15 protein-coding genes are annotated in these 17,484 nt (G+C 60.5%); 11 read left to right on the top strand and 4 right to left on the bottom strand.

Annotation, left to right across the window (positions count from 1 at the left end):
- Positions 1–160: 160 nt before the first annotated feature.
- Positions 161–1,594, top strand: a complete 1,434-nt coding sequence (locus tag ACUXUR_RS19365) for a M10 family metallopeptidase (protein WP_445503995.1) — start codon at positions 161–163, stop codon at positions 1,592–1,594.
- Positions 1,595–1,915: 321 nt separating this feature from the next.
- Positions 1,916–3,901: a M10 family metallopeptidase C-terminal domain-containing protein gene (locus ACUXUR_RS19360; protein ID WP_445503994.1), complete on the top strand. Its 1,986-nt coding sequence runs from the start codon at positions 1,916–1,918 to the stop codon at positions 3,899–3,901.
- A gap of 71 nt (positions 3,902–3,972) precedes the next feature.
- Here the strand turns inward: ACUXUR_RS19360 and ACUXUR_RS19355 are convergent, their stop codons facing one another.
- Positions 3,973–4,629 (bottom strand): alpha/beta hydrolase, encoded by a 657-nt coding sequence (locus ACUXUR_RS19355; RefSeq protein WP_445503993.1) that lies wholly within the window; start codon positions 4,627–4,629, stop codon positions 3,973–3,975.
- A gap of 240 nt (positions 4,630–4,869) precedes the next feature.
- Here ACUXUR_RS19355 and ACUXUR_RS19350 point away from each other — a divergent pair, with 240 nt between their 5' ends.
- The 6 genes from ACUXUR_RS19350 (at position 4,870) to ACUXUR_RS19325 (ending at position 11,550) form a co-directional block, all read left to right on the top strand.
- Entirely contained in the window at positions 4,870–6,042 is a 1,173-nt protein-coding gene (locus tag ACUXUR_RS19350; protein WP_445503992.1) for a cysteine desulfurase family protein, read from the top strand.
- 67 nt (positions 6,043–6,109) lie between these two features.
- Positions 6,110–7,582: a Fe-S cluster assembly protein SufB gene (gene sufB, locus ACUXUR_RS19345; protein ID WP_445503991.1), complete on the top strand. Its 1,473-nt coding sequence runs from the start codon at positions 6,110–6,112 to the stop codon at positions 7,580–7,582.
- Positions 7,583–7,717: 135 nt separating this feature from the next.
- Positions 7,718–8,470 (top strand): Fe-S cluster assembly ATPase SufC, encoded by a 753-nt coding sequence (gene sufC / locus ACUXUR_RS19340; RefSeq protein WP_445503990.1) that lies wholly within the window; start codon positions 7,718–7,720, stop codon positions 8,468–8,470.
- A 1-nt stretch (position 8,471) separates the two neighbouring features.
- The gene (gene sufD, locus ACUXUR_RS19335; protein ID WP_445503989.1) at positions 8,472–9,785 is read left to right on the top strand and encodes a Fe-S cluster assembly protein SufD; all 1,314 of its coding nucleotides are present in this window, start codon (positions 8,472–8,474) and stop codon (positions 9,783–9,785) included.
- 134 nt (positions 9,786–9,919) lie between these two features.
- A complete protein-coding gene (locus ACUXUR_RS19330; protein ID WP_445503988.1) occupies positions 9,920–11,155 on the top strand; it encodes a cysteine desulfurase in 1,236 nt (411 codons plus the stop codon).
- Between the two features lie 98 nt (positions 11,156–11,253).
- Positions 11,254–11,550, top strand: coding sequence for an SUF system Fe-S cluster assembly protein (locus ACUXUR_RS19325; RefSeq protein ID WP_371679829.1), 297 nt, complete (start codon positions 11,254–11,256; stop codon positions 11,548–11,550).
- 13 nt (positions 11,551–11,563) lie between these two features.
- On the opposite strand, the gene ACUXUR_RS19320 is transcribed toward ACUXUR_RS19325, so the two are convergent.
- Complete coding sequence (locus ACUXUR_RS19320) at positions 11,564–11,926, bottom strand: hypothetical protein (protein WP_445503987.1); 363 nt, start codon at positions 11,924–11,926, stop codon at positions 11,564–11,566.
- A 137-nt stretch (positions 11,927–12,063) separates the two neighbouring features.
- Here ACUXUR_RS19320 and ACUXUR_RS19315 point away from each other — a divergent pair, with 137 nt between their 5' ends.
- Complete coding sequence (locus tag ACUXUR_RS19315; RefSeq protein WP_445503986.1) at positions 12,064–13,284, top strand: FAD-dependent oxidoreductase; 1,221 nt, start codon at positions 12,064–12,066, stop codon at positions 13,282–13,284.
- Here ACUXUR_RS19315 and ybaL read toward each other — a convergent pair.
- A complete protein-coding gene (ybaL, locus tag ACUXUR_RS19310; protein ID WP_445503985.1) occupies positions 13,198–15,036 on the bottom strand; it encodes a YbaL family putative K(+) efflux transporter in 1,839 nt (612 codons plus the stop codon). The two genes, ACUXUR_RS19315 and ybaL, sit on opposite strands and share 87 nt — an antisense overlap.
- A gap of 170 nt (positions 15,037–15,206) precedes the next feature.
- Here ybaL and ACUXUR_RS19305 point away from each other — a divergent pair, with 170 nt between their 5' ends.
- Positions 15,207–15,587: a HesB/IscA family protein gene (locus ACUXUR_RS19305; protein ID WP_445503984.1), complete on the top strand. Its 381-nt coding sequence runs from the start codon at positions 15,207–15,209 to the stop codon at positions 15,585–15,587.
- Between the two features lie 4 nt (positions 15,588–15,591).
- Positions 15,592–15,984, top strand: a complete 393-nt coding sequence (locus tag ACUXUR_RS19300) for a TfoX/Sxy family protein (RefSeq protein WP_445503983.1) — start codon at positions 15,592–15,594, stop codon at positions 15,982–15,984.
- Here the strand turns inward: ACUXUR_RS19300 and ACUXUR_RS19295 are convergent.
- A complete protein-coding gene (locus ACUXUR_RS19295; RefSeq protein ID WP_445503982.1) occupies positions 15,981–17,435 on the bottom strand; it encodes a DEAD/DEAH box helicase in 1,455 nt (484 codons plus the stop codon). The genes ACUXUR_RS19300 and ACUXUR_RS19295 overlap by 4 nt on opposite strands.
- Between the last annotated feature and the right edge of the window lie 49 nt (positions 17,436–17,484).

Genomic DNA, 17,484 nt, shown 5'->3' with positions numbered 1-17,484 from the left:
GAAGAAATATCCCTGTAGCAGTTTTAGCCTCCGCCGCAACAATCGGCTTTCCTCCCAAGGCATAACCAACACCCCAGACGACGGTCTTCCTATGGGGAAGGTTGTGCCTGTCTTTATGATACATTATAACAAAATAAGAAACGTCCTAAAGGGAGGATCCATGCCCGAAAACAACGTCACCGCTCTGCTTTCAGGGCACTATTGGTCGTCACCCGTGATCGGCTACTTCTTCGCGGATTCCCTATCGGACTACCGGTACAGGAGCCCGCTTTTCGTGTATGGCTTTCAGCCAGTCGGGGACGCCCATCAGCTAGCCGTTCAGAATATTCTCGAGGGGAGCTCCTCCTCGCTCTTCAATGGCCAGTCTTATATGACGCTGAGCTCTGTGGAGGGCGTTTCGAGCCTGACGCTCTATTCGACTGGCGCAAGTCCCGAGACCATTGCCATCGGTCGTTCGACCATGCTGAGCCGGTCAACCGCCTACTATCCTGATCAGACATGGAGTGATATCCGCGCAGGCGACGTTTGGCTCAGCAATGACATCACAAGCGCTCAGCTGGGGAGTTTCGGCTATTATACAATCATGCACGAACTCGGACATGCTCTTGGGCTGAAGCATGGCCACGACCAAGACATTACCAGCAATCCTGTCGTACTGACCCCTGACCGCGACTCCATCGAATTCTCGGTCATGACCTACCGGACCTATGTGGGCGATCAGGACTTGACCACATTCGGTGCTTTGAACACGCCGCAGACACTCATGATGTACGATATTGCGGCGCTGCAACATCTCTACGGTGCTAATTTCAACACCAACAGGACAGATACGGTTTATCGGTGGGATGACTCGACCGGTGCACTCTACGTGAACGGAATCGAAGCCGGTCGCGGCCTTAGCATCTTCCTGACGGTCTGGGATGGCGGTGGTATCGATACCTATGACTTCAGCGATTTCGCAGATGAGATGACGATTGATCTCACGCCCGGGTCGTGGTCGACATTTTCCCCCGCGAGGCTCGCCAATCTCGGTGATAATCATTTCGCCCAGGGCAACATCTATAACGCACTTCAATTTGAAGGTGACGCCCGCTCATTGATCGAAAACGCCATTGGGGGAGATCTCGACGACAGAATAACCGGCAATGCTGCCGACAACATGCTGGTCGGTAACTTCGGCAACGACACCCTCATCGGCGGGAGCGGAACGGACACCCTCTATGGCGGGAGCGGAAACGACTATCTCGACATTGATGATAGCTCCAGTGCCGGTGCCGACGAACTCTATGGTGGCGACGGCAACGACGTCCTGGTTGGTGGAGGTATCGGCAGCAAGCTGACCGGAGGAGCAGACTATGATATCTTCTCGATCCGTCCTTGGGCCAAGACCACCATCACGGATTTCTACACGGGCCCGGGAGCACACGATCAGATTTATATCTGGAACAAGCCCCTGTTCCCGGATTTTACGGCAATGATGGCCGGGGCGCGTCAGGTTGGCAGTGACGTCGTCATTGCGAAGGATGATTTCAGTCTCACCCTGAGCAATACGCAGCTGTCGTCACTCGTCGCCAGCGACTTTGCTTTCCTCTGAAGGACATCGTGCTTACAAAAAGCAGAGCGTTTAGATGCTCTGCTTCCCCTTTTTGAGAAGTGTTCTCGAGCCGCCTCTTCGGTCCAGCCGAGGCGCCTGTCGAGATGATCGTCGACGACCACCATCAACTCATCGACCTCGCTGTCGAAGAAGTGGTTCGTGCCCTCCATGACCGCGCGCTCGCGCGTCACGAAGCCATTTACAAGTTGTGGTCAGGATGCAGCCTCGTCCTAGGGTGGTGAACTAGAGCGTTCGGTCTATTGCCAAGCTCAGTTGATGCAATAAAATATTATTTCATCAAACGTAGGGGGAGGTTCCTTCATGTGCTATGCTTGTGTTGCGGATCATAAGGGCGTTTCCTGGGCGTCGTTCTCTCATAGCCTGGAAAGGAAGCCTTCCTTCCTCTCTCCCGATGAGCACGATACCTATGGTGCAGGAAGCTCGGGATATTCCCAAAAAGGGACGACCGCTCTCACCGGGCCTGCAAAATGGGCATCCCTGGCGGCGGGTGCGCCATCCTTCAGCAGCGTGGGGTCGTGGCTCTCTTCCGCTTACGACTGGGTGAGCGACAATATCTCGGGCTTGCCGCTGAGCATATTCTCTGCGGCTGCCGCGGGGCTTCCGAATGTCGCGATCTTCGGCACGAAATATTATGCGCCGACCCATATCGATCAGGATGTGCTGGCGCTTTTCTCCGGGTCTCAATGGGCCTCCGGCACCATCACGTACAGCTTCCCGGATTCGCGTTGGGATTATGAGTGGATCAATCCGAGTGCCTCCGGCTTCAAGCCCGTCTCCCAGGCCACGCAAACGGCCTTCCACGGTATCTTCAAGGGCGCGGCCGGAGTCATGTCTCTGACCTCGCTTGAGTCGTTTACGAACGCCACATTCGTCTATGCGGGCCGGAACGGTGCCGATATCAAGCTGAGTGGCTTCCAGCCTGGCAGCGTCATCAATCGCAGCCACGGGTATTATCCCGGCGTTCCCGTTTACGGCGGCGATACCTGGATCACCAATGCCGACGAGACGCCAAATTTCAATATCCTTGGTACGTACCAATATTATCTGTTTCTGCATGAGCTCGGGCATTCACTCGGGATGAAGCACGCTCATGAAAGCGGCGGAAACCTGCCGAAAATGAGTGCCGAGCACGATTCGACCGAGTACACGGTCATGTCGTACAATGTCATCGGACATCCGCAAACGTTCATGATGTACGACATCGCCGCCCTGCAGGAGATGTATGGTGCCGACTTTACGACCAACGGCGGCAACACGGTTTACAAATGGAGCCAGCAGACCGGCGAAACCTTTGTCAACGGAGTCAGCCAAGGCAGGCCCGGCTATAACAATCAGATCTTCCTGACGATCTGGGATGGCGGCGGGATCGATACGTACAATTTCGAGAACTACAACACGAACCTCAAGATCGATCTGACGCCAGGTAGCTTCTCCGTCGCATCCGTTCACCAGTTGTCAGGCAGTGCAAAGGGCAACGTCTACAATGCTCTGCAATATCATGCAGATACACGCTCCCTGATCGAGAATGCTGTTGGCGGCTCAGGGAATGATACGATCACGGGCAATGTTGCCGACAATGTTCTTTCCGGTAATGCAGGCAACGATCACCTGAACGGCGGGCATGGCGACGACATACTCAATGGCGGCATGGGTGATGACACGCTATGGGGCAGCTGGGGCAATGACAAGCTTTATGGCAATGACGGTGACGATTTCATTGCAGGTGGTGAAGACGGCAACGACTCCCTGTACGGCGACAACGGTAACGACACGCTCTTTGGCGGTACGGATCATGACACCCTTTGGGGCGGCGTAGGTCAGGACAAGCTCTACGGTGAAAACGGCAACGACATCCTCTACGGCGACGGTGGCAACGATACCCTCATCGGCGGGAGCGGAACGGACATCCTCTACGGCGGGGCCGGAAACGACTATCTCGACATCGACGATAGTCCCAGCGCCGGTGCCGATTACCTCTATGGTGGCGACGGTGATGATGTTCTTGTCGGTGGGGGCGTCGGCAGCAGGCTGACCGGAGGGGCAGGGTGCGATATTTTCTCGATCCGTCCCTGGGCCAAAACCACCATCACGGACTTCTATACGGGCCCGGGCGCGCACGACCAGATTTATATCTGGAACAAGCCTCTGTTCGCGAATTTCTCTGCGATGATGGCCTATGCTCGCCAGATTGGCAGTGATGTCGTGATTGCGAAGGGCGAATTCAGTCTCACCTTGAGCAACAAGCAGCTTTCATCGCTTGTTGCGAGTGATTTTGCCTTCCTCTGACAGGCTGACCGAACTCACCAAAAAGGCAGGGCGTTCTGACGCCCTGCCTTTTCTCGTCCGGCGAGGTGTTCTCAAGCGTTCTCTTCGATCGAACCCAGGCGCTTGTCCAGATACTTGTCCACGGCCACCATGAGCTCGTCGACCCTGCCGTCGAAGAAGTGGTTGGCGCCTTCCACGACCGCGTGCTCGAGCTGCACGCCCTTCTGGGTCTTCACCTTCTCGATGACGCTGACCACATCCTTGACCGGCGCCACGCGATCCTCGGAGCCGTGCACGAAGAGGCCCGAGGAGGGGCAGGGGGCGAGGAAGGAGAAGTCATAGCGGTTCGCCATGGCGGCAATCGAGATGAAGCCCTCGATCTCCGGACGGCGCATGAGGAGCTGCATGCCGATCCAGGCGCCGAAGGACACGCCGGCAATCCAGCAGGCGCGTGCGTCAGGATTCATGGCCTGGGCCCAATCGAGGGCCGCAGCAGCATCCGAGAGCTCGCCTTGGCCATGGTCGAAGGCGCCCTGGCTGCGGCCCACGCCGCGGAAGTTGAAGCGCAGGACCGAGAAGCCACGCTTCACAAAGTCATAATACAGGTTGTAGACGATCTGGTTGTTCATCGTCCCGCCGAATTGCGGATGCGGGTGCAGGATGATGGCGATGGGTGCGCCTTTCTCCTTGGCAGGCTGATAGCGCCCCTCGATACGACCGGCGGGACCCGTGAAGATGACTTCAGGCATATACGCAAACCTCTTGAGCACCTCTCTGTAAGGAGAGGGAAAACCCCGTGCGACCTTGACTCCAGGTCTTGAGTTCCCTTAAACAGAAACCCTTAGAATTCTTCTAAAATGCTCCATTGTTTCAAAAAAGTTCCGGCGGTTTGAGCCTTCGGGGAAACACGGGAGACATGTGGTTGCGGTGCTTTAACACAGCAACCAGGGTCAATTGCAAGAAATTCGTGAGGCTTGAGACGGACAGCCATGGCGATCGGCCAGCGCACATATCTCGACCACAACGCCACGTCGCCCTTGCGGCCGGAGGTGGCGGAGGCGGTCCTGCGCGCCATGCAGCTGCCGGGCAATGCTTCCTCGATTCATACCGAGGGCCGTGCCGCTCGGGCTGAAATCGAGACGGCTCGGGTTGCTGTCGCCAAGCTCGTCGGTGCCAGGGCGAAAAACGTGTTCTTTACGAGTGGAGGCACGGAGGCCGCAAATCTCGTGCTCACGCCGTCCCTCCGCCGCTTGGGCCAGTCGGGGGCGGCGCGGCTCTTCGTCGGCGCAACCGAGCATCCCTGCGTTTTGAACGGTCATCGTTTTCTGGCCAGCAAGGTCGACGTTATTCCGGTCAACGAGCACGGAATCCTTGACCTCGCCTGGCTCAAGACCCGCCTGGAGGGCGCCGGGGACGAGCGGGTTTTGGTGTCCGTCCAGCTTGCCAATAATGAGACCGGCGTCCTTCAGCCTATGGCCGAGATTGCCCGGCTGGTTCGCGAGCATGGCGGGCTCATCCATACCGATGCGGTGCAGGCGGCAGGCCGGATTTCGGTCGATCTTGCCGGTCTCGGCGTCGATGCGCTGACACTCTCGGCCCACAAGCTCGGGGGGCCAAAGGGGGCAGGGGCCCTGGTTCTCGCCTCCGATCAATACGAGATTGGCGAACGCCTGATCCGCGGTGGCGGGCAGGAAAAGAACTATCGGGCCGGCACCGAGAACGTGGCGGCCATTGCCGGTTTTGGAGCTGCGGCCGAGCTCGCCCTGGCAGGGCTGGAGCGGGAAGCCGAGCGGTTACGGCAGTTGCGCGACGAGGCTGAGGCCCATGTGCGCCGGATTGCGCCGGACGCCCTTGTTGTGGGCTCTGACGCTGAGCGGTTGCCTAATACCTTCGCCTTTGCCATACCCGGCCTCAAGGCCGAGACGGCATTGATCGCGTTCGATCTTGCGGGCATTGCCCTGTCCTCCGGTTCGGCCTGCTCGTCCGGAAAGGTCAAGCGTTCGCATGTGCTCGACGCCATGGGCATGGAGCCGGCCCTTGCCGAGGGCGTTTTGCGTGTGAGTTTGGGGTGGACGACCACGAAAGAGGACGTGATCCGCTTTGCGGAGGCGTGCGAAAAGGTGGTTGGCACCTTATATAAGCGGAGGGCGAGCGCGGCCTGAAGGCTTCGTTTCGCATTCCATGTCATCAACCCGCGGTCCTTGAAACCGTGAGCGGTGGGAGAGACAGATGCCTGCAGTGCAGGAGACGATCGACCAGGTCCGGTCGATTGACGTCGATCAGTATAAGTATGGCTTCGAAACCGAAGTCGAAATGGAGAAGGCTCCGAAAGGCCTCTCCGAGGATGTGATCCGCTTCATCTCGGCCAAGAAGGGCGAGCCCGAGTGGATGCTCCAGTGGCGTCTTGATGCCTATAAGCGTTGGCTTACCATGAAGGAGCCAACCTGGGCGCGCGTGTCGTACGACAAGATCGACTACAACGACATTTACTACTACGCCGCCCCGAAGAAGAACCCGGCGCCGAAGTCCCTCGACGAGGTGGATCCCGAGATTCTCAAGACCTATGAGAAGCTCGGCATCCCGCTGCGCGAACAGGAAATTCTGGCCGGAGTCGAGCCGCAGAGCCGTGTGGCCGTGGACGCGGTGTTCGATAGCGTGTCGGTCGCCACGACCTTCAAGGAAGAGCTGAAGAAGGCCGGCGTGATCTTCATGCCGATCTCGGAGGCCATCCGCGAATATCCGGACCTCGTGCGCCAGTATCTCGGCTCGGTCGTGCCGGTGACGGACAACTTCTTCGCGACGCTGAACTCGGCGGTCTTCACCGACGGTTCGTTCGTCTACGTGCCGCCGGGCGTGCGCTGCCCGATGGAGCTGTCCACGTACTTCCGCATCAACGAGAAGAATACGGGTCAGTTCGAGCGCACCCTCATCATCGCGGACAAGGGTTCCTACGTCTCGTATCTCGAAGGCTGCACGGCGCCCAAGCGCGACGAGAACCAGCTTCATGCCGCTGTGGTCGAGCTGATCGCGCTCGACGATGCCGAGATCAAGTACTCCACGGTGCAGAACTGGTATCCGGGCGACGCCGAGGGCCGGGGCGGCATCTACAACTTCGTGACCAAGCGCGGCGATTGCCGTGGGCGCAACTCGGTCATCACCTGGACCCAGGTCGAGACGGGTTCAGCGATCACCTGGAAGTACCCGTCCTGCATCCTGCGCGGCGACAACTCGCGCGGCGAGTTCTACTCGATCGCCGTGTCGAACGGCATGCAGCAGGTCGATTCCGGCACCAAGATGCTCCATCTCGGCAAGAATACCACGAGCAGGATCATCTCGAAGGGTATTGCTGCGGGCAAGTCCGAGAACACCTATCGCGGTCTGGTTTCGGCCCACCGCAAGGCGACCGGCGCACGTAACTTCACGAACTGCGACTCGCTCCTCATCGGCAATCAGTGCGGTGCACATACGGTGCCTTACATCGAGTCGAAGAATGCCAGCGCCGTGTTCGAGCACGAGGCGACGACATCGAAGATCTCGGAAGATCAGATGTTCTACTGTCAGCAGCGCGGCCTCTCGGAAGAGGAGGCGACGGCGCTCATCGTGAACGGCTTCGTGAAGGACGTTCTGCAGCAGCTCCCGATGGAATTCGCGGTGGAAGCCCAGAAGCTCATCTCGATCTCGCTGGAAGGCTCGGTCGGTTAATCGCCAACATAGCCCCTCATCCTGAGGAGCCGCCAAGGGCGGCGTCTCGAAGGACGAGGGGCGTCTCGCTGAAGTCATCCTTCGAGACGCGCGCTGGAAGCGCGCTCCTCAGGATGAGGGTTTAGGAAAATCAAAATGCTCGAAATCAAGAACCTTGTTGTCCAGATCGAGGACAAGCGCATTCTCAACGGCCTCAATCTCACCGTGAACAAGGGTGAGGTTGCTGCCATCATGGGCCCGAACGGCTCGGGCAAGTCGACCCTCTCTTACGTGATCGCCGGCAAGGAAGACTACGAGATTCTCGACGGCGAGATCCTGCTCGACGGCCAGAACCTGCTTGAGATGGAGCCGGATCAGCGCGCCGCCGCCGGCGTGTTCCTCGCCTTCCAGTACCCGCTGGAGATCCCAGGCGTCGGCACCATGACCTTCCTGAAGGCTGCCCTGAATGCGCAGCGCAAGGCTCGTGGCGAGGATGAACTGTCGACCCCCGACTTCATCAAGCAGGTGAATGCGGCGGCCGCCAAGCTCGAGATGCCAAAGGACATGCTCAAGCGCGCGCTCAATGTCGGCTTCTCCGGCGGTGAGAAGAAGCGCATGGAGATCCTGCAGATGGCGCTGCTCCAGCCGTCCTTCTGCATCCTGGACGAGACGGATTCCGGCCTCGACATCGATGCGCTGCGCATCGTGTCCGAGGGCGTGAACTCCCTGCGCTCGCCGGATCGTTCGTTCCTGGTCATCACGCACTATCAGCGCCTCCTGAACCACATCGTGCCCGATACCGTGCACGTGATGCATGGCGGACGCATCGTGCGCACCGGCGGCAAGGAGCTCGCCCTCGAGCTCGAGGCCAACGGCTACGCCGATTACCGGGAAGAAGAGGCCGCGTAAGATGGCTGACGTCACTCTCATGAAGACGCCGGCGGAAACCGCGCTGGCGCAGGCTTTCGAAAGCGCCAAGACGACGCTTCCGGGCAACACTGAATCGCGTGCCCAGGCCTTCGAGCAGTTCAACCTTCGTGGCCTCCCGCATCGGCGCGTGGAAGAGTTCAAGTACACCGATCTTCGCGCTCTCCTGCGCGAGATCGCGCCCTTCGCGGGCGTGCCGACAGCTGGGGAAGCCAAGGCTGCGCTCCAGGGCTCGAAGGCCTTCGCCAACGTGGCGGCGCTGCCGGTGCCGTTCGTGAACGGCCATTTCGTGCGCGAGGCCGTGGACTTCCACAATCTGCCGGAAGGCATCGAGATCGTGCCCCTGCGCGAGGCTCTGGCTGACGGCCATGAGTGGCTGGCTCACTTGAGCCCGGTGCCATGGGCGAACGACAATCCGGTTTATCAGCTCAACACGTCCTTCATGGCCGATGGCGTGATGATCCGCGTTGCAGGTTCTGTCGAGACGCCGGTTCATCTGCGCTTCGTCACCGCCGCCACCTCGGCCGTTGCGACCGCGACCCGCGTGCTCGTGGTGGTCGAAGAGGGCTCCTCCTTCACGCTCATCGAGTCCCACGAGAGCACGGGCGGCGCCAACCATCAGCCGAACGATGTGGTCGAGATGCTCGTCGGAGACCGGACGAACGTGCAGCACGTTCGTCTGAATGCCGAAGGCGACAAGGCTCTGGCTCTGTCGACGCTGGCTCTGAAGATCGGCGGCGAGGCGACCTTCAACAGCATCAACGTGGTGACTGGCGCTGCTACCTCGCGTCACCAGGTCTATGCCATTCTCAACGGCGAGAATACGAACCTGCGGGTCAATGGCGCGACCATGCTGAAAGGTTCGCAGCACGGCGATTCCACGCTGGTGGTCGAGCATAATGCTCTCCACTGCGAGAGCCGCGAGCTGTTCAAGACCGTGGTCGATGATGAAGCCACCGGCGTCTTCCAGGGCAAGATCATCGTTCCGCATCACGCCCAGAAGACCGATGGCCGTATGATGTCGGCGGCGCTTCTCCTCGGCGAGAACGCTGCGATGAACAACAAGCCGGAGCTCGAAATCTTCGCCGACGACGTGCAGTGCGCCCACGGCGCCACCTGCGGTCAGCTTGACGAGGATCTCCTGTTCTACCTCATGGCACGCGGCCTGCCGAAGAAGGAGGCCGAAAGCCTCCTGGTTCAGGCATTCCTCGGCGAGGCGATCGAGTTTGTGGAGAACGAGGGCGCCCGCGAGGCTCTGGTCGGCACGGTCGAGAACTGGCTGAAGGCTCGCGCGTAAAACTCAACCCGTCATGGCCATCCCCGGACTTGATCCGGGGATCTCCCGGCCATTCACGTCTTCCCACGTTGTTGCGGAGCAAAGACGTGGAGCCGGGAACAGGCCAGGGATGACGGTGGAGGAAGGCATAAGCGATGAATATGCAAACCAAGCCATATGACGTCGAGGCGGTTCGGGCGCAGTTCCCGATCCTGTCGAGCCAGGTCTATGGCAAGCCGCTCGTTTATCTCGACAATGCCGCCTCGGCCCAGAAGCCCCGCGCGGTGATCGATGCCATGGTGAACGCCATGGAGACGGGCTACGCCAACGTCCATCGCGGCCTGCATTACATGGCCAATGTGGCGACGGAAGGCTTCGAGCGCGCCCGTGAGACGGCGCGCGAGTTCATCAATGCCGGTTCCATTGAAGAGATCGTCTTCACCAAGTCGGCTACGGAAGCCTACAACCTCGTAGCGGATTCGTTCGGGCGCATGAATATCGGGGAGGGAGACGAGATCATCCTCTCGATCATGGAACACCATTCCAACATCGTGCCCTGGCACTTCCTGCGCGAGCGGAAGGGCGCCGTGATCAAGTGGGCGCCGGTGGACGACGAGGGCAACTTCCTCGTCGAGGAGTTCGAGAAGCTCTTTTCTCCCCGCACCAAGATCGTCGCGATCACGCAGATGTCGAACGTGCTCGGCACCGTGACACCCATCAAGGAGATCATCCGCATCGCCCACGCGCATGGCGTTCCCGTGCTGGTGGACGGCGCACAGGGCGCCGTGCATCTCGACGTGGATGTGCGGGATCTCGATGCCGATTTCTATGTGTTCACGGGCCACAAGGTCTATGGGCCGACCGGCATCGGCGTTCTCTACGGCAAGCGCGAATTCCTCGAGAAGATGCCGCCCTACCAGGGTGGTGGCGAGATGATCCGCGAGGTGCGCGAGGATGCGATCACCTACAACGATCCGCCGCACCGATTCGAGGCCGGCACGCCCGCCATCCTCGAGGCCATCGGTCTCGATGCCGCCCTGCGGTTCATGATGGAACTCGGCCGGGATAACATCCGGGCCCATGAGGAGGCTCTTTCGGCCTATGCCCATGAGCGCCTGCGGGCCATGAATTCCATCCGCATCATCGGCGAGGCCAAGGGGAAGGGCCCGATCATCGCCTTCGAGCTGAAGAATGCCCATGCTCACGACGTGGCCACGATCATCGACCGGCAGGGCGTGGCCGTTCGGGCCGGCACGCATTGCGCCATGCCGCTTCTCGCCCGTTTCTGCTCGACCTCGACCTGCCGCGCGTCGTTCGGCCTCTACAACACCATGGAAGAAGTCGATAAGCTGGTGGACGCCTTGCAGAAGGCGGAAGCCCTGTTTGCCTGAAGGATAGACCTGTGAACGACCACACCCCCATCCAAGATGCGCCCAACGCGCCGCAGGTGTCCCCCGGCTCGAAGATTGCGCCGGAAGAGCTCGACCGCATGACGGACGACATCATCGCGGCACTCAAGACCGTCTACGATCCCGAAATTCCGGCCGACATCTACGAACTCGGCCTGATCTACCGGGTCGATATCGATGATGACCGCAACGTCTCCATCGACATGACCCTCACGGCGCCGGGCTGCCCTGTGGCCGGCGAGATGCCGGGCTGGGTCGAGAACGCGGTGGCTTCCGTTCCCGGCGTTCAGAGCGTCAAGGCCACTATCGTGTTCGATCCGCCGTGGGACCAGAGCCGCATGTCGGACGAGGCGCGGGTTGCGCTCGATATGTGGTAGAGAAGTCGAGGTTCTATTTTTCTTCGTAGAACTCGCCATCGTCGCCTTGCACACGGGCGTTTAGCGACCTTGCGATCTGGAGCATCTTTCCAAGTATCTCGTCATCGGGATTCTTGACACTTACATTTCCACCCCACCACCGGATCCAGGCCTGGTTGCCCTCGGTGCCATTTTTCGAATAGGCGGTCCAAACTGCTATACTTGGGTCTTCGATTTTGAGAGTGCCGCCACTTGGTAAAGGGGCCTCAGCAAAGCCGTCCAAGCGCATCTCGGGATCGCCGGCAACGTATTGCTGCCATTCCCCGAGCGATATCTCCTCCTCAGGAGTGAGCATGAACCAGAGCTTGCCGCGTGTGACATGAATATCATACTCCATGGGATTCTATCCTTTTTGTCATACGATATAGCATGAAATATCCTCTGCTCTATATCATGTACACGCTAAGTTCGGCTCCAGAGTGCTAAGCTTTCTGTACCCAAGGAGCGCCCGTACCAGTGTCGGGAGGTCAGTCCATGGATACGCCTCGACTCGCCGAACTCCTTCACACCCGCTGCTGCATCGTCGGCGGAGGGCCAGCGGGGATGATGCTGGGGCTTCTCCTGGCCCGCCAAGGCGTTGAGGTGCTAGTTCTCGAAAAGCATGCCGATTTTCTGAGGGATTTTCGCGGCGATACCATTCATCCCTCGACCCTCGAGGTGATGCACGAACTCGGCATGCTGGAGGACTTCCTCGCGAGGCCGCACCAGGAAGTGCGCTCCGTCACAGTCGCGATCGGCGATACGCCCCTGAAGCTGGGCGAGTTCTCCCACCTGCCGACGCAGTGCAAGTTCATCGCCCTCATGCCGCAATGGGATTTTCTCGACTTCCTTGTCGATCATGCGCGTGAGTTCCCGACCTTCAGGCTCCGGATGCAGGCCGAGGCGACGGATCTGATCGAGGAGAACGGCGAGGTAAGGGGCGTGCGGGTCGTAACGCCTGATGGCCCTCTCGATGTGTGGGCTGATCTCGTTATCGCAGCCGATGGGCGGCGCTCCATTATCCGCCAGAAGGCGGGCCTTGAGGTGATGGATATCGGCGCACCGATGGATGTTCTCTGGATGCGGATCAGCCGGCTTCCAAATGACCCGAGCCAGCTTCAGGGACGGATCGTAGCCGGGCAGATGCTCGTGCTGATTGATCGCAGGGATTATTGGCAATGTGCCTTCGTCATTCCGAAGGGCTCGTTTGAGACCATCCGGCAGGAAGGCCTGGAGGCTTTTCGGGCGAAGGTTGCAAGGCTCGCCCCATTTCTCGACGGCAGAGTCGAGGAGATCCGTACCTGGGATGATATCAAACTTCTGACCGTGACGGTCGACCGGCTGAAGCAGTGGTTCCGGCCCGGGCTTCTATGCATCGGGGATGCGGCTCATGCCATGTCGCCGATCGGCGGGATCGGCATTAATCTTGCCATCCAGGATGCGGTGGCGACGGCCAATATCCTTGGGACCGCGCTGCGGAGCGGCCCGGTGGGACCGGATCTGCTGGCACGGGTGCAGAGGAGGCGGGAGCTGCCGACGCGCCTTACACAGCGGCTTCAGGTGCTCATCCAGAACAGGTTGATCCGCCGCGTCTTGGGCAGCCGAGCGCCGATCTCTCCGCCCTGGATCTTACGGCTGCTGGCCCGATGGTCCTTTTTCCGGCGCATTCCCGCTCGCCTGGTCGGCCTCGGCTTCCGGCCGGAGCACTTGCGGTGAGGCTTCGTCCTCCGCATCTCCAACGATGTCCTCAGCCTCCTCGACAGATGAGAAGATCGGCTGGCGAGGTGCGTCGGGAACGGCGGAGACCATCGCGCGGGCGATTTCCTGCTCGGCCATTACGACCCTCGTCGCACCGAATTTCTCGACATGTTCTTCCTGAGCGGCGGAATGGACGCGTACGATGATCGGGAGGTTCGGGTTGAGCCTGCGGGCCTGCTCGACGATCTGGCCGCTTTCAAATGCGTCAGGGATGGCGACTAGAAGGCAGCGGGCTTCCTTGAGATTGGCCGCGGCGGCAATCTCAGGGTCGGCGGCATTGCCGACAAGTATCTCGTGGCCATCTCGCTGCAGATCGGCGAGCTGGCTCTTGTTGGCCTCGATCACCAGGAAGGGCGTCCCAGACGCGGTGAGCTTTCTGCTGATGAACTTGCCGACCCGGCCATGACCGACGAGGACGACATGATCCGTCAGTGCGGTGACGGGCAGAGGTTCTCGCACGATGGAGGGCTGCTCAGGTTGCGCTTCCGTGGCCTGTGCCGCAGCGGCTTTCTCCGCTTTTGCGGGCTCACGCTTCGCAAACCACCGGTCCAGAAGCGCGAACAGGAACGGGTTCACGAGGATCGAGAGGATGGCGCCCGCCAGGATGAGATCGCGCCCTTGGTCCGGCAGAAGCTGCAGCTCGACGCCAAGGCCTGCGAGGATGAAGGAGAATTCGCCGATCTGGGCGAGGCTGGCCGCAATGGTGAAGGCCGTTGAATCCGGATGGCGGAAGAGGCGGACGATGGCATAGGCCGCAAGCGACTTGCCGACGACGATGATCAGGAAGGCAGCCAGCACCGGCCCGAACTCGTTGATCAGAATCATCGGATCGAACAGCATGCCGACCGAGACGAAGAACAGGACGGCGAAGGCATCGCGGAGCGGCAGCGTTTCCGAAGCGGCCTGATGACTGAGCTCGGACTCGCTCAACACCATGCCGGCGAAGAAGGCGCCGAGCGCGAAGGACACGCCGAACAGCTCCGCCGCGCCGAAGGCCGTGCCGAGGGCGATGGCGAGAACGGAGAGGCGGAACAGTTCGCGGGAGCCTGTATGCGCCACGTAATGCAGGATCCACGGGATCACGCGGCGGCCTACGATCAGCATGACGGCGACAAAGGCGATCACCTTGCCGAGGGTCAGGCCAAGCGAAATCACGATGGATTCGATATCGGTCGAGGCGCTGGACGTGGCTTTCGCGAAGGCTGGCAGCAGAACCAGCGTCAACACCATGGCGAGGTCTTCGACGATCAGCCAGCCGACAGCGATATGGCCGCGCTCTGTCTCCACGAGGCGGCGCTCCTGCAGGGCTCGCAGCAGCACGACGGTACTGGCAACCGAGAGGGCAAGGCCGAAGACCAGGCCGCTGCCGATGCTCCAACCCATCAGCCATGCCAATCCCATGCCGAGCAGCGTGGCGCTGGCGATCTGCACGACAGCGCCGGGAATGGCAATGGCTTTGACCGAAAGAAGATCCTTCAAGGAAAAGTGAAGGCCGACGCCGAACATCAGCAGAATCACGCCGATCTCGGCGAGCTGGTTGGCGAGCGATTGATCCGCCACGTAGCCAGGAGTGAAGGGGCCGACGAGAACACCGGCCAGAAGGTAGCCAACGAGAGGAGAGATACGGGCGCGTTGTGCAATGGCGCCGAGAACAAATGCCAGAACAAGGCCGACGACGATAGTTGAGATCAGCGGCATGTGATGCGGCATCTGCTCTCCTTCATGGGTTCTCTGTTGTGGTGGGGGTGAACCCGATATGGGCCAGCTGAGCCGTTATCACAACCCCGCTGGTCTCGACGTTTGGCCTCTCATCTCTTATTTATGGGGCATCGTACTCGTTCTGCCCGGGCCTTGAACCCGGCCGTCAGGAGAGAAGGCTTATGGCTCTACCCGGCTTCAAGGTCGTGACCTTGACCGACGCGGCGGCAAACCGCGTCAAGAACATCATCAGTAAGGCGGATCGCCCCATCGTCGGCGTCCGCGTCGGCGTGAAGAACGGCGGCTGCGCCGGCATGTCCTACACCATGGAATATGCGGAAAGTATCAACCCCCTCGACGAAGTGGTCGAGGACAAGGGTGTGACCGTGCTCATCGACCCCAAGGCGGTGCTGTTCCTGCTCGGGACGGAAATGGATTTTCAGACGACGAAGATGTCGTCCCAATTCGTGTTCAACAATCCGAACCAGACCTCGGCCTGCGGCTGCGGCGAATCCGTCGCGATCACGCCGGCCACGCCTCCTGCGCTCCATACCGCCGGCTAAGCCCATGGACGCCGAGGCCATCCGCGAAATCTTCGAGGCGTTCGGCCCGGTTGATATCCGCCGGATGTTCGGCGGGCAGGGGATCTATCGTGATGGCGTCATGTTCGCCCTTGCGGATGAGGGCGAGCTGTACCTGAAGGTGGACGATGAAAGCGTCGGCCACTTTCGCGATCTCGGCTCACGGCCCTTCAGCTATCAGACGAAGGATGGCCGCACCACGATCATGAGCTATTGGCTCATGCCTGAATCGGCTCTGGACGATCCAGATGAAGCGGCCGAGCTGGCGCGCATGGCGCTCAGGGCCGCGTTGCGGGTGAAAGCAGCGAGTCCCAAAAAGGCGAGGAAACCTTCGCCTTCCCGAAAACCACGCAAGCCCGTTTCCGAACCTGCCTTTTAGGATTTCTTGATCGTGACGGGACGCATCAGGAAGGCCGGCACATGATCGCCTAGGCCCTTGACCGGTGCGTCGTTGTCGTCATCACGGCGAGAGCGGCCCTGATTGCCTCGGGAAGCCTGACGGTCGCGTTCGGGGCGGGGTTTGCGGCCCTCCTCCTGCTGAGGCGCGGAGGTCTCGCGGATGGGGGCCACCTCTTCACTCGGAGCTTCGGAGCGCGAACGCTTCCGGTCCGAGCCGGAGCGAACCTTCACCTTGCGGCTGCGGGAGCGCTCCTCGCCCCGGCCGCCGCGGCGGGATGACGAGCCTTCCGAGGCCGGAAGCTCCGCAAGTGTCGGTCCTTCCCACACGAGCGGCGTGTTGATCAGCTTCTCGATAGCGGCCAGGGACTTCTCGTCACCAGGACCCACCAGCGTAAAGGCTTGGCCGGTACGGCCGGCACGGCCCGTGCGACCGATACGGTGGACGTAATCCTCCGCGTGATGCGGCACATCGTAGTTGAAGACGTGGCTCACGGTCGGGATGTCGAGGCCGCGAGCTGCCACGTCGCTTGCCACCAGAATGGGCATCTCGCCTGTGCGGAAGCTGTCGAGGGCGGCCATGCGCGCGTGCTGATCCATGTCGCCATGAAGAGCGACGGCGCTAAAGCCATGCTTCTGCAGGGAACGATGGAGTACGGCGACGTCGCGCTTACGGTTGCAGAACACGATGGCGTTCTGCAGGTCCGTCGCATTGCGGATCAAGTCGCGCAGCGTCTCGCGCTTCTGCCAATCCTCTCGGCCTGTCGCCACCAGGCGCTGCGTGATCGTCGCCGCTGTTGAGGCGGCGCGGGCGACCTCGACCTTCACCGGGTTGTGCAGGAAGGCATCTGCGAGGCGCTGAATCTCCGGCGGCATCGTCGCGGAGAAGAAGAGGGTCTGGCGCGTGAAGGGCACGAGCTTCACGATGCGCTCGATGTCCGGGATGAAGCCCATGTCGAGCATGCGGTCCGCCTCGTCGATGACGAGAAGCTCGACACCGGTCAGCAGAAGCTTGCCGCGCTCGAAATGATCGAGCAGGCGACCGGGCGTGGCAATCAGCACGTCGACGCCGCGGGTGATCTTGGCATCCTGGTCCCCAAAGGATACGCCGCCGATCAACAGAGCCACCGACAGCTTGTGGTTGACCCCGTACTTGTCGAAGTTGTCCTGAACCTGGGCCGCCAGTTCGCGGGTAGGTTCGAGGATCAGCGTGCGCGGCATGCGGGCTCGGGCGCGGCCGTGCTCCAGCATGGTGAGCATGGGCAGCGTGAAGGCGGCCGTCTTGCCAGTGCCTGTCTGGGCGATGCCCAGCACGTCCCTGCGGGCAAGCACATGGGGAATGGCCTGGGCTTGGATCGGCGTCGGCTCCGTGTAACCGGCAGCGGTGACGGCCTGTTGAACTTTATCGCTAAGTCCGAGTTCGGCGAACGACATGAATATCTATCTATACCGTTGGGGGCAGGGTGCGCTTAACGTGCCGGCC

The sequence above is a fragment of the Microvirga medicaginis genome (assembly GCF_052658925.1).
The sequence above is the reverse complement of the archived record's forward strand: the minus strand, read 5'-3'. Positions and strand labels throughout refer to the sequence as shown.

Coding starts and splice junctions, on each gene's coding strand:
- ACUXUR_RS19365 (WP_445503995.1), top strand. CDS start 161: ATGCCCGAAAACAACGTCACCGCTCTGCTTTCAGGGCACTATTGGTCG.
- ACUXUR_RS19360 (WP_445503994.1), top strand. CDS start 1,916: ATGTGCTATGCTTGTGTTGCGGATCATAAGGGCGTTTCCTGGGCGTCG.
- ACUXUR_RS19355 (WP_445503993.1), bottom strand. CDS start 4,629: ATGCCTGAAGTCATCTTCACGGGTCCCGCCGGTCGTATCGAGGGGCGC.
- ACUXUR_RS19350 (WP_445503992.1), top strand. CDS start 4,870: ATGGCGATCGGCCAGCGCACATATCTCGACCACAACGCCACGTCGCCC.
- sufB (WP_445503991.1), top strand. CDS start 6,110: ATGCCTGCAGTGCAGGAGACGATCGACCAGGTCCGGTCGATTGACGTC.
- sufC (WP_445503990.1), top strand. CDS start 7,718: ATGCTCGAAATCAAGAACCTTGTTGTCCAGATCGAGGACAAGCGCATT.
- sufD (WP_445503989.1), top strand. CDS start 8,472: ATGGCTGACGTCACTCTCATGAAGACGCCGGCGGAAACCGCGCTGGCG.
- ACUXUR_RS19330 (WP_445503988.1), top strand. CDS start 9,920: ATGAATATGCAAACCAAGCCATATGACGTCGAGGCGGTTCGGGCGCAG.
- ACUXUR_RS19325 (WP_371679829.1), top strand. CDS start 11,254: ATGACGGACGACATCATCGCGGCACTCAAGACCGTCTACGATCCCGAA.
- ACUXUR_RS19320 (WP_445503987.1), bottom strand. CDS start 11,926: ATGGAGTATGATATTCATGTCACACGCGGCAAGCTCTGGTTCATGCTC.
- ACUXUR_RS19315 (WP_445503986.1), top strand. CDS start 12,064: ATGGATACGCCTCGACTCGCCGAACTCCTTCACACCCGCTGCTGCATC.
- ybaL (WP_445503985.1), bottom strand. CDS start 15,036: ATGCCGCATCACATGCCGCTGATCTCAACTATCGTCGTCGGCCTTGTT.
- ACUXUR_RS19305 (WP_445503984.1), top strand. CDS start 15,207: ATGGCTCTACCCGGCTTCAAGGTCGTGACCTTGACCGACGCGGCGGCA.
- ACUXUR_RS19300 (WP_445503983.1), top strand. CDS start 15,592: ATGGACGCCGAGGCCATCCGCGAAATCTTCGAGGCGTTCGGCCCGGTT.
- ACUXUR_RS19295 (WP_445503982.1), bottom strand. CDS start 17,435: ATGTCGTTCGCCGAACTCGGACTTAGCGATAAAGTTCAACAGGCCGTC.